The sequence below is a fragment of the Alteromonas sp. Cnat3-28 genome (assembly GCF_022348265.1).
Classification (GTDB): Bacteria; Pseudomonadota; Gammaproteobacteria; order Enterobacterales; family Alteromonadaceae; genus Alteromonas; species Alteromonas macleodii.
Map to the genome: position 1 here is coordinate 228,831 of NZ_JAKREY010000002.1, position 14,193 is coordinate 243,023.

A 14,193-nucleotide genomic window follows, 5' to 3' on the forward strand; every position below is an offset into this window, starting at 1 on the left:
CTATTATGACCACAATTAAAAGCCAACAAATTTGGGTAGACCAGCAAAACCTTGCCAACACTAACGTTGTTTCCCGCGATATAAACATCAGCGACTTACAGCAAGACGAAGTATTGCTTGAGACAGACAGCTTTGGCTTTTCTGCCAACAACATCACCTATGCTGCACTGGGTTTTAAAATGGGCTATTGGGGCTTTTTCCCTGCAAAGAGTGATAATGACGTTGATGAAGCACATGGCTTCGGTATTGTGCCCGTTTGGGGCTTTGCTACCGTTAAGGCGTCTTGTCATAGCGATATCAAAGTAGGTGAAAAGGTGTTCGGCTATCTGCCTATGGCTAGCCATTGGGTGATAAAAGCTGGAAAAGTTGCCCCTCACGGCTTTTCAGACATCCACGAAAAACGGAAAAGCATTAGCCCTGTTTACGATCAATATCTTCGCTGTGCCGCCGACCCCGGCTACGACAAAAACCGCGAAGCATGGCAGCTTAACTTTAGACCCCTTTATATGACTTCGTTTGTGCTCGATGACTATGTGGCAGAGAAAGCAAACAATGAAACCTTACTGCTGTCGAGCGCTTCAAGTAAAACCGCATTGGGTACAGCGCAACTACTTAAAGACCAGAAGGCCTCTCGAAACGCAAGCTATAAGGTGGTTGGGCTAACCTCGAAACAAAACGTGGATATGTTAAAAGCGTCCGGCTGCTACGATGAAGTGTATAGTTATGACGAACTCTCTGCCCTAAGTAGCGAAGGCAATAGCAGTAATAGCAGCGATGAGCGCTACTGGCTGCTTGATTTCGCTGCCAACGGTACATTGATTAATAACCTTACCAAGCAGCTTGGCGACAGCCTGAGCGACGTTACACTCATTGGTGCGACAGATTGGAAAGCCCAAGAGAAGCCCAACCCCAAATTGCTCAATGCAGAGATATTCTTTGCGCCAGCTCGCGTGAAACTGCGCCAACATGAATGGGGGCACGAGGCCTTTTTGGCAAAATACGCCAGTGCATGGAAACGCTTCGCAGAAAAAGTGAGCGATCAGTTTTATGAGCAGTCGCACAGCGGAGCTGATGCTATAACGCAGTTATATTTAGAAACGCTTAATGGAACGGCGCAAACAAAAGCCCTTAACGTCGTCACTTTTGATTAGTGCCCCTTGTGGATTACAACTTGAACTGCTGGTGTGTTGTTACAGCGCCTACGTTTTTTACAGCTTGTAATCAACGGGCAGTTCTCAATGAGTTTAGGGAGGAGAAATGCTTAACGACCTCCTTTTCTCTAAAGCTTGCTGGGCCTTTGCTGGGTCTTTACTGGGTCTTTACTGAATCTTGCTGTACATAAAAGAGCAACAGGCCCTAGACACTATTTGTAACAAACATCCCTAGCCTTTTACGCTTTTCTCGCTTTTGTATTTCACATCTTGTGGTTATAGTGAAACAAAAGTAAAACGAAAGGTATGAGTATGGGTCAGGAAACCTCTAAAATTCTCGTTGTTGATGATGACATGCGTCTGCGCAGCCTATTAGAGCGCTATTTGCTTGAGCAGGGCTATCAAGTTCGCAGTGCGGCTAACGCAGAACAAATGGACAGACTGCTTGAGCGCGAGAATTTTCACTTAATGGTTTTGGACCTTATGCTACCTGGCGAAGACGGCTTGTCTATATGCCGCAGATTGCGCCAGCAAGAAAACGACATGCCCATTATTATGCTTACTGCAAAAGGCGATGAAGTTGACCGTATTATCGGCCTTGAAATGGGCGCAGACGATTATTTGCCTAAACCATTTAACCCACGCGAGCTACTAGCACGCGCTAAAGCGGTATTGCGCAGACGCAGCAGCGAAGCGCCGGGCGCGCCGTCTAAAGATGTGCAAATTGTGGAGTTTGGCAATTACAAGCTGAACCTTGCCACCCGCGAGATGACAGCGGGCGATACGCCTTTAACCCTGACAAGCGGTGAGTTTGCGGTATTAAAATCTTTGGTTACTCACCCACGTGAGCCTTTGTCACGTGACAAACTGATGAACCTAGCGCGTGGTCGCGACTACAGCGCATTAGAGCGCAGTATTGACGTTCAGGTTTCACGCTTACGAAGAATGCTTGAAGAAGACCCTGCCAACCCTCGTTATATACAAACTGTATGGGGATTGGGCTACGTATTCGTGCCTGATGGCGAACAAGTTTAGCACCTATGACTGATACGGCGGGCTCTACCGTCTTGGCCTGTGCGCAAGTGAAGTATGTTTACTCATGACCCCTAATTATGCGTTTACCTACTGCCAATCCAAACTCTGGCTTATGATTCAAAGCGACGGCATGTTATGCGTTTAATTCCCAAAAGTGCATTTGGCCAAACCGTCATGCTTATTGGCGTGCTGTTGCTTATTAATCAGATTGTGTCCTACATCTCTGTTACCTATTACTTTATTCAGCCCAGCTACCAACAAATTAACAGCTTATTGGCCACCCAAGTTAAATCTGTGCTCGCCAACGATTTGTTAGTGACTAACCAAGAAACTCGCGACCGCTATTTTCAAAAAACCCAGGTACAGGTCTTTGACGAAAGCGTTGCCAAACAGAATGGATTAGAAAGCGCCGTATACTATAGCTATATTTCTTCTCAGGTTAGCGAGCAGCTCCGGCAGCTTGCAGATGTGCGCATTAGCACCACCACGCAGGCCAGTGACGAAAATGCGCCATACATTGTTTGGATATCCCTGAACCGCTACCCAGATACGTGGATCTCTATTCCTATTTCAGGACTTAACGAAGCGAATATATCCCCTCTTACTATGTACTTGATGGTAATTGGCATATTGAGTGTGGCCGGGGGCTGGTTGTTTGTAAGACGCATGACGCGTCCATTGTCAGCCCTGCAAAAAGCAGCAATAGCGGTGGGTAAAGGCGAGCACCCGGCGCCGCTTCGCGAACAAGGCAGCACCGAAATGATTCAGGTTACTCGGGCGTTTAACCGCATGAATCAGGGTATTAAGCAGCTTGAGAATGACCGAAATATTATGACAGCGGGCATTTCTCACGACTTGCGCACGCCGCTTACCCGTATTCGCCTAGCCTCAGAAATGCTGCCGGAAGACCAAGATTGGATAAAAGACGGCATTGTAAATGACATAGAAGACATGAACGCCATCATCGATCAGTTCATTGACTATGCACGCTACGACACCGAAGAAGTCACTCAAGAAACTGATTTAAACGCGATTATTGCAGAGCTGGTACAAGCCAGACATTTAGACGACAAGCACCACATCGAACTCAAACTCAACGCCATTCCTCCGCTGTCACTTCGGCGAATTGCAATGAAACGCGTGATCGACAACCTCATCGAAAATGCTTTCAAGTACGGCTCGGACGATATTGCAATTAGCAGCTTTTACAATCGTCACGAAAAGCGCGTGTATTGCAAAGTACGCGACTTTGGCCCGGGAATACCGGAAGCGGAGCTCGACGGTGTATTCATGCCGTTTGCACAAGGCGACAAAGCCCGCAATTCGTCAGGTTCAGGCCTTGGCCTTGCCATAATAAGGCGAATTGTAGAAGCTCACGATGGTGAGGTGACGTTGCGAAATCATCCTCAGCAGGGCTTGGTCGCAGAGTTTTATTTACCCTATCAAACCCATTAAGCCCAAAAACACTACACGGATTGGTATTAACTTCTGTGGTACTTAATTTTTCGGCTGTATCCATAAGATGCCAACCACAGCACGCAGCCGCCAAGTGGGATCACCCAAAACGCCGTAGTAAGTGGCGCGAAGTTCGCCCATAGTCCGGTAGAAAACGATGCCACTTGAACGCCTGTAGAGTTACCGATAATTGAAATACCAGAAAGTACGGGGCCGTTGTCACTGTCGATATTCATTGCCGCAGAAAGTGCTAACGGGAAGAGCCCACCTAGCCCTAAGCCAAGCAGTAAGTTACCAGCGCCAATCCCATAAAATGAAGGCATTAGTTTCAGTGCAAATACACCCGCTAGCGAGGCTGTTGCCATGATTACAATCATGCGGTGTACCGATACGAATCGCAGTAAAAAAGGGAAGGTAAGACGACTGATCACCATGCCAGCGGTAAAAAATGCCAGTAAGTTTCTCGATTGTTCGCCGGTAAAGCCTAAGCCGTTTTGCGCATAGCTCACAAACCAGTTCGCGTTACCGAACTCTACGGCACCATAGCCAAAGGTTAGCAAAGTTAGAAATATGAAAACGGGCTGCTTGATAATAACCCCAAATGCCAAGGTCTTTTTAGGTGCTTTAGGCTGACCTTTAAGCACTTTTGCCTGAGAACGCGCCGCAATAAATGCATAGCACGAAAGCACAATCATAACGCCTGCCAACACCTGGATAGGTAAACGCCAGTTGTGCTCAACAAGGTATAACAGCGTTACAAAGAACGACGCCGCAAACGTTCCTAAACTGAACATAAAGTCCATTAAGCCCATCATAGTAAAGCGCTTTTCTGCGTACATTCGTGCAATAAGCGTGTGGCCAATAGTAAATATTGTTGAGCTCACCACACCGATTAATACCGCTAACACCAAAAACCACTGCCAAGCGGTAAGTACTGACACAAGCAGCAACAGCGCCGTATTCATACTGAATAATGTAGCTAATAGCGGCATATACTCAAAGCGACTGGCATACTTGCCACCAATCACAGCGCCTAACATCATGCCTACAGAGAAGAGCGAAAAAAGTGCGCCGCTGACTACTTCAGACATTTGCAAATCGGCTGCAATATCTGGCAGTAATATTCCCCACAAGAGAAACAATTTACCAATTAGAAAAAAACCAGCGAAAATAACGATGGTGGCAGGAAGTCGGCTCATTTAGGCTCCATGGCTGATATCAGTAGAAAGACATCCGATTTAGGCGTGAGGGCACAGCGTAGTTATGCCCTTGAACACAAAGTGAACCTTTTGAGGGCGCTGACCTTTACTGTGCAAGAAAGAACAGCAGCCCTTAATTATCACATAATCACTACCTTTACAGATTGCTGATAATCGCAAGAAATTGCAAGTGAAAGCGTTTTCCCTTTTTCATCCCACATTACAGGCACGCTCCTGCCATCAATTGAAACGCTCTGTGGTTTTTCGCTTAAACCGTGCACGATGTAAGTGATGTCTCGCTGCTTAGGCATACCTATATAGCTGCCTTCGCTATCAAGAGTCAGGGTTAATGCGGCCTTTTCGTCTACTGACGCATTAAGAAGTAGCTTTGTATATAAGCCTTTTTTGACAGACGCTGGATTTTTGCCGTCATCCTCGTAATAAGTATATGAAGATGAATTCACTGAATTGTCATGCCAGTAGTGCATTTCTATTTTACGTGCATCAAACTGCTCTGTGCGGCTAAGCCCTTTAGTCATTGGCATAAAGCTTCCCGCTTTTACCCACACTGGGTAATTATCTTGGCTTAGCGGGTAGTTAACGGTTTGACCACCTTGGTATTTCGTATCAGAGAAAAAATCAAACCATACGCCTTCGGGAAGCAAAGTCGGCCACTCCGCTTGGTTAGCGCTCGTCACAGGCGAAACTAACAGACCATCGCCCCACAGATAACTGTCTGCATTTTCAAACCAATCGCTTTCACCGTACGCCATAGCTAACGGGCGCATTAATGGCGTGCCGTAAAGCGCATTTTCAAAGGCCAATGAATAGTTATAAGGCAGCATGTCGTAGCGAAGTTGGATAAACTTGCGCGCAATAGACTTTACGGGATCGGCGTGGAAAATTGGCTCTGGCGCAATATTATCTTGGGCATGAGGCCTAAATACCGGTGAAAAGGTACCGAACTGAAGCCATCTTGTATAAAGCTCAGGATCAAAGATTTCGCCTCCAGCAAACCCACCTAAGTCGGAATGGGTATACGCCATTCCAAAAACACTCATTTGAAGTGCCAACTCTACCTGAGGTTTAAGTCCGCCCCAGCTTCGACTCACATCGCCTGTCCACGGCACCATTCCGTACCGTTGACTGCCCAAAAATCCTGAACGCATCAGCACAAAGGGGCGCGTGTCGGGTTGTAGCGCAGTTAAATTGTTATGCACGGTTTTCGCCCACTGATGACCGTAGGCATTGTGCACTTCTGCGCCGCTTACTTTTGTAGACTGCCACATGTGCTGAATGTCATCAGGGTGCACTTCAGGCTCACCCAAGTCGCCCCACCAGCCGGAAACACCCTGTGCAGCAAGCTTTTCATAATATTGCCAAAACCAATTTTGACCCGCTTCACTGAACACATCAACAAGGCCGGTATTGCCAAAATAGAAATCGAAAGTATACGGCGCACCATCATCGTTTTGAGCAAGGGCATTACTGGCAACGGCACTATCCCATTGCTTTGACGTCGTAAGAATAAAAGGCTCGGTTATCAGCACGGTTTTCACGTCTTGAGCGCGTAGCTCACTAATCATTTTCTCGGGCTCAGGGAAAGTGGCGGCGTCCCAACTTAAGTTCCCCATGTGCCCCTTAATGTCTTTGCCAAACCAATATAAATCGAGCACTACGGCATCAACGGGAATATCTTGCGTATTAAAGGCATCGACAACATCCATCACCTCATTTTGAGATTTATAGCCAAATCGAGATGCAAAGTTACCCAGCAGCCAACGCGGTGGAAGCGGCTGTTTTCCCGTAACTGCTACGGTATTCGTAACCGTGTCTTCTAAATTTTCACCCAACACCATGATGTAGCTAGCACGGCCGCCTTGTGCCTTAAATAGCAACTCGTCGTTGTTCGTTTTGCCAATATCTAGCTCACCAGAAGCGGTGTTATCGAACAATACGCTGTAATTTTTTGACGACATCACAGCCGACAAACCAAAGTACATTTGATTTGAAGACGTGGTGTAGCCATAGTGTGCTTTGTTATATAGCGGCATGCTATGACCACGACGATCCATACCTAAGACGCGCTGGCCGCCACCATAGAGTTTTTCGTTTTTATCTAACGCAAACGACAGGCTGACGCCGTTATCAGAAATGTTTAGCCCATCTTGTTCTTTTGCTACTACTTTGCCGTTTACCGAGTAACTGATAACGTGCGTTGATTTATCGACATGTGCAGAAATATTATTGAGTTTTAAGATTAGGGTTGTCGCAGTTTCAACTAGCTCTACATCATTAGCTTTTTTGTTTGTAACATCAGTCAACGCGGGCTCGGGAAGCGCCATAGACGGTAGATTTGCGTAAGGCGAGCCATTATCATCAGTAAGATACGTTACTTGAAAGCCACTATCGTGCAACGCGCTTATCGTGAAGTCATTGGTATCCGTATCAATATTTAGCGTTGTATTTTCGAGTGTCGCTGTTTGAACTTCGGCTACCGTATTTACCGAGAAAAATGCCAAACCAGCACATGCAAGTGCTATACGCTGTTTCCTGTCTATCATGCTCAAAACCTTCTTTATGCTTCAAAGCGAAGCGCACCTAATTAGCGAACCGCACTTAATTAACGAAGCGCGCTTAATTAAAGCCTTCTTGTGTACGGTGAATGATAGCCAGTGCATTACTCAACTTAAATAAACATACGTATTCATAATGTTAAATTTGTTAACAACAATACAAAAAAAGCCCGCAACACGGTGCGGGCAAAACATCAATCACGTTGAGTGTGATGAACGTTGGGAAGGGGCGAACCGAGTGTTAGTTACCCGGCCCGGCTTTAACGATAGCGTCGCTAACGTCATATTTTTCAAAGTTCTGTTTAAAGTCGTTAACCAAGTTAGCGGCGTATTCGTTGTACTTCTCTTTGTCTGCCCACGTATTTTGTGGCACAAGCAAATTGCTGTCTACACCGTCTATTGCCACTGGCACATCTAGGTTTAATGCGTCAATGTGCTGGGTTTCAACATCAGCTAAGTTACCCGATACAATCGCATCGATGATGGCGCGTGTGGTAGGGATATCAAAACGGCTACCTGTGCCGTAAGGACCGCCTGTCCAACCGGTATTAACCAAGTAAACCTTAGCGCCAAACGCTTTAACACGCTTAATCAGAAGCTCTGCATATACGCCTGCTGGACGTGGGAAGAAAGGCGCACCAAAACAAGTTGAGAAGGTTGATTCAATATCGCTTGTAGAGCCAATTTCAGTAGAGCCTACTTTCGCTGTGTAACCGCTTAGGAAGTGATACGCCGCAGCTTCTTCACTTAACACTGAAACAGGAGGCAATACGCCACTTACGTCACAGGTCAAAAATACAACCGAGCGAGGTTCACCGCCTCGGTTTTCAGCAACGCGCTTTTCAATGTGCGAAAGCGGGTAGGCCGCACGTGAGTTTTGGGTTAACGACGTGTCGGTATAATCAGGCGTGCGTGTTTCATCAAGCACTACGTTTTCTAGGATGGTACCAAACTTGATAGCATTCCAAATTACTGGCTCGTTCTTTTGAGATAGGTCGATACATTTAGCGTAGCAACCGCCTTCAATATTAAATACGCTACCTGGTGCCCAGCCGTGCTCGTCGTCACCAATCAAGAAGCGTTTAGGATCGGCTGAAAGCGTGGTTTTACCTGTGCCTGAAAGACCGAAGAACAGAGTCACATCGCCTTCTTCACCCACGTTGGCAGAACAGTGCATAGGTAGCACGTCTTTTGCCGGAAGCAGGAAGTTTTGCACGGAGAACATGGCTTTTTTCATTTCGCCCGCGTAACGCATGCCAGCGAGCAACACACGCTTTTTAGCGAAGTTGATGATAACTGTGCCATCACTGTTTGTGCCGTCACGCTCTGGCTCACAAGTGAAACCAGGTACGTTTAAGATTTGCCAAGGCTGGTCGCCTTTAACATTCCATTGTTCAGGAATAATAAAAAGGTTGCGGGCAAAAACGTGCTGCCACGCGGTTTGCGTTCTTACTTCAAGCGACAAAGCATGTTCAGGATCGGAGCCCACTTGAAGGTGTGAAAGAAAGTGTTCTTGGGTAGACAGGTAGGCTTCAACGCGGTCCCACAGCGCATCAAATTTATCAGCGTCAAAAGGCTTGTTCACCTTGCCCCAATCGATGTCATTTTCGGTTGTTGACTCTTTAACGATAAATCTATCATTTGGAGAGCGACCGGTTCGTTTTCCGGTCTCAACGACAAGCGCCCCGTTTTTGTCAAGGACACCTTCGCCGCGCTTTACGGCGCGCTCGATAAGTTCTGCATTTGGCAGATCGGTGAGTGGCGTTACTTTCAGTTCCGTTTGAATTGAGGCTGCTGCGGTCATGGCTGTTACCCTATATGTAATTTTTCAAAAGCACTTTCAAAAAAGTATCACCTCTTCAAGTGTAATGTAAACAAGGCCTAGCACGCATTTATAAAACACATACTCACTATTTCTCATATGTTAATTTCATAAATATTGTAAATTAATTACAAGGAAAGCCTTTTCCTTTGATATAAATGCAAAAATAAGGCGTAGAAAACCTATATTGATCGATGAATTTCAAAATAAAAAATGACAATTTTTTTTTAGAAAGTGAAGGTGAAAATTTTCACCACAACAGGAAGAAAAGGAAAATAGGATGATGTAGGAAAGTTAAACACTTACTACTGGGTATTTTTTAACCACAAGTGAAGTGTTGGGAAAATGAACCTATCTAGACGGTGAGAGATTCAGAAACAAAAAAGCACCTTCGAAAGAAGGTGCTTTAACACAGCAGTAAACAAGTAGTTACTGATTTGAAGACGGTGCGTCGAAGTTGCCGCTGTGAATAGCCTCTACGTCGATACTATCGAAGCGATATTCGGTATGACAATACTGGCAGTTCATTTTGATTGCACCTTCTTCAGCTATAATTGCGTGAAGCTCAGACTTCTCAACGTGACGAAGTGCTTCAGCGCTGCGCTCCTTCGAGCATGAACAAGCAAAGGTTACGTCCTTCGCTGGATACACTTCCACGTCTTCTTGGTGGTAAAGACGATATAAAATGTCTTCAACCGACAACGTAAACATCTCTTCTTTGGTCAACGTTTGAGTAAGTTTAGAGATATGAGCAAACTCATTGGCTTGCGACACATCAGTAGCGCTGGCATCAGTCGGTAAGACCTGAAGTAACACACCCGACGCTTTCGCGTTTTTAGGGTCGCTCATGTCGGTCATTAGGTGCACGCTGGTCGCTAGCTGCTCTGACTGAGCAAAGTAGCCTTCAATACATTCAGCTAGAGAAGGCTTATCTAATGCAACAACGCCTTGATAACGCTCGCCTTCATCAGGTGTGATAGTAATGACCAATACCGCTTGAGACAATAACTCTGAAAACGTTTCTGGCAATGTTTCTAATGTCTCGTCCCAGCGCGCCACACCGCGAAGCGTTTGTTCGTGAGTGGCGTTTAACACCGCGTAACTTACTGGACCTTTGCTTTGAATTTGAAGAGAAATTTCACCTTTAAACTTAAGCGTTGCCGTTAACAATGACGTCGCTGCCGCCATTTCACTTAGCAATGTTTGAATTTGCACAGGGTATTCATAGCTGTGCACAATTTGCTTTAAGCTCTCATCAAGACGAACCAATTCGCCACGAACGTTAGCTTGGGTAAATAAGAAGCGGTGTAATTTATCGAAATCGCTCATAACTAATCCTGTTGAGCAGCTCATTATTGCTGCTTAAATTTAATAATCTGTCGTCGCTGCTTTTTATCAGGTCTATGATCTGGTTTAGGGCTGTGAAAGGCGTTCATTTTGCGCGCCGTTTGGTTTTCTTCACGTTTCGTTACACTTTCAATCGTCTCTTCAAAAAGCGCCTGCGCCAAAGGCGCGCTCAAACGCTTGTCACTTAAGCCTAGCACCTTAATTTCACGATTATCCCATCCTGAGGGAACTTTAATCATGGCGCCAAGCTCTACATGCTTACCAGGTTTGGCTCTTTGCCCGTTGTACTGGACTTTTCCCGACTGCACCATGTCTCTTGCTATTGCGCGGGTCTTAAAGAACCTTGCAGCCCATAGCCACTTGTCCAGCCTGACATTTTGTGTTGTATTGTTGCTATCCGATTGGCTCATGTAATATTTTCGTAATGGTGTGGCTTTAGTGTTGTGACCCTCACCTTTACTAGGCTATTATGGGTTTGCTAAAGCGCGGTTAACCAAAAATTCACTATATTATAATAAAGCAGTACCATCAGTGGCAGCATGACATTCAATAAACCCAACCCACAATCTCTGGTTGTTTATCTGAACCAGCATCAAAAACAGCTACATACCATCGTAGTGGTTCTGCTCAGCCTGTATTTAATTGCATTTGCTGCCAAACTCGTGTGGCGAATTATACCCGAACCTCAACTATCTGCGACACCCACAGTAAGCCGTGCTCCGGTTATTTCTTCGTCGTCAGGCCAAAATGGGGGCAACATCGCCAAAATACAACAGCTGAATTTATTTGGTAATGCTGCGGCCAAACCTGCTGAACCGGTCGCCGAGGTTACCGACGCACCAGAAACGCGCTTAAACCTAACCCTGACGGGCGTTGTGGCCAGTTCAGAGCAGGAGGCGGGTACCGCTATTATTGAAAATCGCGGCAGCCAAGCGGTTTATGGCCTAGGTGAGAAGATTGAAGGCACCAATGCCACGTTGCAAAAAGTGTACAACGATCGCGTTATTATTAGGAACGGGGTGAGAAACGAAACCCTGATGCTTGACGGAATTGACTACGACGAAGCTAATCGTCGCCGTGAAATGCAGGCAAGAAACCGACCTGAGCCAGAAGAATTAGAAGAAGACACCGTTGAGCTTAGCGACGAAGCATTAGAGGCAACTGCAGCTCTGCGAGAGCGTCCAGCCAACTTCACAGACTTTATTTCAATATCGCCAAAAACTGAAGAAGGCCAGCTTATCGGCTACCAAGTGAGCCCAGGCAAAGAGCCTGAATTATTTAAATCGGCAGGGCTTCAGGCTGGTGATGTCATTACACAGATTAACGGGCTAGACCTTACCGACTTGCAGCAATCGCAAGAGGCGCTGTCTGAGCTACGCAATGCACAAACTATAGAATTAACGATTATTCGAGATGGCAGTTTAACTACGCTATACCTAGATTTACCCGAGTCTTAATACCACTAACGGTAGCAGCGCTATATTGTCGCTAGGTAAGCAAAATAACAAATAAAGCAATTCGGTCATCGACAAGTTAGGAAATGAAGGAAGTTAGAATGAAAAGGCGCACTAGCCAAAAACTATTATCTCGCTTGAGCACAGCCATGTGTACAGCGCTTCTGTGTTTCTCGGTGACGGCCGCTGAGTACATGCCTAATTTCAAAGATACTGACATCAACGAGTTTATTAATATTGTTGGTAAAAATCTTGAGCGCACCATTATTGTCGACCCTAACGTACGTGGAAAAATAAGCGTACGCAGCTATGACATGCTCGATGAAGATCAGTACTACCAGTTTTTCCTAAACGTACTTCAAGTGTATGACTTTGCCGTTGTAGAAATGCCTAGCGGTATTTTGAAAGTGGTTCGCTCGAAAGACGCTAAAACATCCAATATTCCTGTTGTTGAAGGCGCTAATCGCGACGGCGATGAAATGATCACTCGCGTTGTGCCTGTTTATAACGTACCGGTGCGCGAACTTGCACCTATTTTACGTCAGCTAAATGACCAGGCGGGCGGCGGTAACGTGGTTAGCCACGACCCATCGAACGTAATGATGCTAACCGGCCGTGCTGCGGTAGTTAACCGACTAGTAGAAATTATCGAGCGCGTGGACCGTGCCGGTGACGAAGAAGTAGAAATCGTTAAACTTCGCTATGCGTCAGCATCAGAAATGGTGCGCATTATTGACAGCATTAATAAGTCGCAAGGCAAAGCCAATACTGGCACTAAGTCGGAGCCTCGCGTTGTGGCAGACGACAGAACTAACTCGGTTATTGTGAGCGGCGATATTAAAGCACGCCAGCGTCTTATCAACCTTATTCAGCGCATGGACCAAGAGCTTGAATCAAACGGCAACACCCGCGTGCTGTTTCTTAACTACGCTAAAGCGGAAGATTTAGTAAAAGTATTACAGGGCGTATCTGCAAGCATTCAAGCTGAAGAGCAAGGCGGTGGCACTACATCGCGCCGAGCGGGTTCTAACCGTGAAATCAGCATTGATGCGCACGAAGATTCTAATGCCATTGTTATTACCGCAGAGCCGGACATGATGCGCTCGTTAGAAGAGGTAGTACGTCAGCTTGATATTCGCCGTGCGCAGGTACAAGTTGAAGCCATTATCGTTGAAGTCTTTGAAGGCGACGGCACTACATTGGGTGTGCAGTGGGCTTCTGAAGCCGGCGGCGGTACACAGTTCAGCAACGGTGTTGTACCGGTTGGATCATTGGCGGTAGCCCTTAAGCAAGCAGAAGACGATACCGATACCGAAGCCTATGTAACAGATGATGGCGAAGTGGTCACAGTTAACACCACCGATGAAGGCGATTACACCGCACTAGCGAGCCTTTTAGGCGGCGCTAACGGCCTTATTGCCGGCGTTATCGAAAATGGCTGGGGCGCGGTAGTACAAGCAGTAAGCACCGACACCAATTCAAATATTCTTGCCACACCTCACCTAACTACTATGGATAACGAAGAAGCGTTTTTCATTGTAGGTCAGGAAGTGCCTATTATCACAGGCACAACTACAGGCGCGAACAACTCTAACCCTTTTCAAACCGTTGACCGCCAAGAAGTGGGTATCAAACTTAAAGTTACGCCACAAATCAACGAAGGCGACGCGGTACAGCTGCTTATCGAACAAGAAGTGTCTAGCGTAAGTGGCGCTACATCGGTAGATATTTCAATTAACAAGCGTGAAATTAAAACCACGGTGATTGTAGATGATGGCGGCACTATTGTTCTTGGCGGTTTGATTGACGAAGACGTGCAAGAAAGCGAATCAAAAGTGCCGTTATTAGGTGACATTCCAATACTCGGTCACTTATTCAAATCGACATCAACCAGCAAGCGTAAGCGCAACTTGATGGTATTTCTAAAGCCGACTATCGTCCGCGACGGCGCAACAATGAACGCAATCAGCCATCGCAAATACAACTACATTCGCGCACTTCAGCTTAAACGCCAGCAAGAAGGTGTTTCGCTAATGCCTTATGAAGAGACGCCAAGCATTCCTCAATGGGATGACGCACTCGCTTTACCTCCTTCATTTGAAGAATACCTCTCGGAGAAAGAGAAGCAGAAACAAGAAGAAGGTAACGACTAAC

The 14,193-nt window shown here is 46.2% G+C and carries 10 protein-coding genes; 5 read left to right on the top strand and 5 right to left on the bottom strand.

The features are described from left to right. The first annotated feature begins 5 nt into the window (after positions 1-5). From MHM87_RS03145 to envZ, 3 genes are all read left to right on the top strand, one after another. Positions 6-1,151: a DUF2855 family protein gene (locus MHM87_RS03145; protein WP_239257753.1), complete on the top strand. Its 1,146-nt coding sequence runs from the start codon at positions 6-8 to the stop codon at positions 1,149-1,151. 312 nt (positions 1,152-1,463) lie between these two features. Next, complete coding sequence (gene ompR, locus MHM87_RS03150; RefSeq protein WP_014951298.1) at positions 1,464-2,186, top strand: two-component system response regulator OmpR; 723 nt, start codon at positions 1,464-1,466, stop codon at positions 2,184-2,186. Between the two features lie 135 nt (positions 2,187-2,321). Continuing rightward, complete coding sequence (gene envZ / locus MHM87_RS03155) at positions 2,322-3,641, top strand: two-component system sensor histidine kinase EnvZ (RefSeq protein WP_014951299.1); 1,320 nt, start codon at positions 2,322-2,324, stop codon at positions 3,639-3,641. A 26-nt stretch (positions 3,642-3,667) separates the two neighbouring features. Here the strand turns inward: envZ and MHM87_RS03160 are convergent, their stop codons facing one another. The 5 genes from MHM87_RS03160 to hslR all read right to left on the bottom strand — a co-directional run bounded on the left by MHM87_RS03160 (position 3,668) and on the right by hslR (position 10,995). Continuing rightward, entirely contained in the window at positions 3,668-4,840 is a 1,173-nt protein-coding gene (locus MHM87_RS03160) for an MFS transporter (RefSeq protein ID WP_239257754.1), read from the bottom strand. A 140-nt stretch (positions 4,841-4,980) separates the two neighbouring features. Continuing rightward, positions 4,981-7,404 (bottom strand): TIM-barrel domain-containing protein, encoded by a 2,424-nt coding sequence (locus tag MHM87_RS03165; protein WP_239257755.1) that lies wholly within the window; start codon positions 7,402-7,404, stop codon positions 4,981-4,983. A 253-nt stretch (positions 7,405-7,657) separates the two neighbouring features. After that, positions 7,658-9,220 carry a phosphoenolpyruvate carboxykinase gene (locus MHM87_RS03170; protein WP_069945196.1) on the bottom strand — a complete coding sequence of 521 codons (1,563 nt, stop codon included), beginning with the start codon at positions 9,218-9,220 and terminating at the stop codon, positions 7,658-7,660. 447 nt (positions 9,221-9,667) lie between these two features. Next, positions 9,668-10,567, bottom strand: coding sequence for an Hsp33 family molecular chaperone HslO (gene hslO, locus MHM87_RS03175; protein ID WP_014980693.1), 900 nt, complete (start codon positions 10,565-10,567; stop codon positions 9,668-9,670). A 23-nt stretch (positions 10,568-10,590) separates the two neighbouring features. Beyond that, positions 10,591-10,995 carry a ribosome-associated heat shock protein Hsp15 gene (gene hslR, locus MHM87_RS03180; RefSeq protein WP_014977772.1) on the bottom strand — a complete coding sequence of 135 codons (405 nt, stop codon included), beginning with the start codon at positions 10,993-10,995 and terminating at the stop codon, positions 10,591-10,593. 129 nt (positions 10,996-11,124) lie between these two features. On the opposite strand from hslR, the gene gspC reads away from it, so the two are divergent. Both gspC and gspD read left to right on the top strand, forming a co-directional pair. Then, positions 11,125-12,042 (top strand): type II secretion system protein GspC, encoded by a 918-nt coding sequence (gene gspC, locus MHM87_RS03185; RefSeq protein ID WP_239257756.1) that lies wholly within the window; start codon positions 11,125-11,127, stop codon positions 12,040-12,042. Positions 12,043-12,140: 98 nt separating this feature from the next. Then, entirely contained in the window at positions 12,141-14,192 is a 2,052-nt protein-coding gene (gene gspD / locus MHM87_RS03190; protein ID WP_014951306.1) for a type II secretion system secretin GspD, read from the top strand. Position 14,193 lies beyond the last annotated feature (1 nt).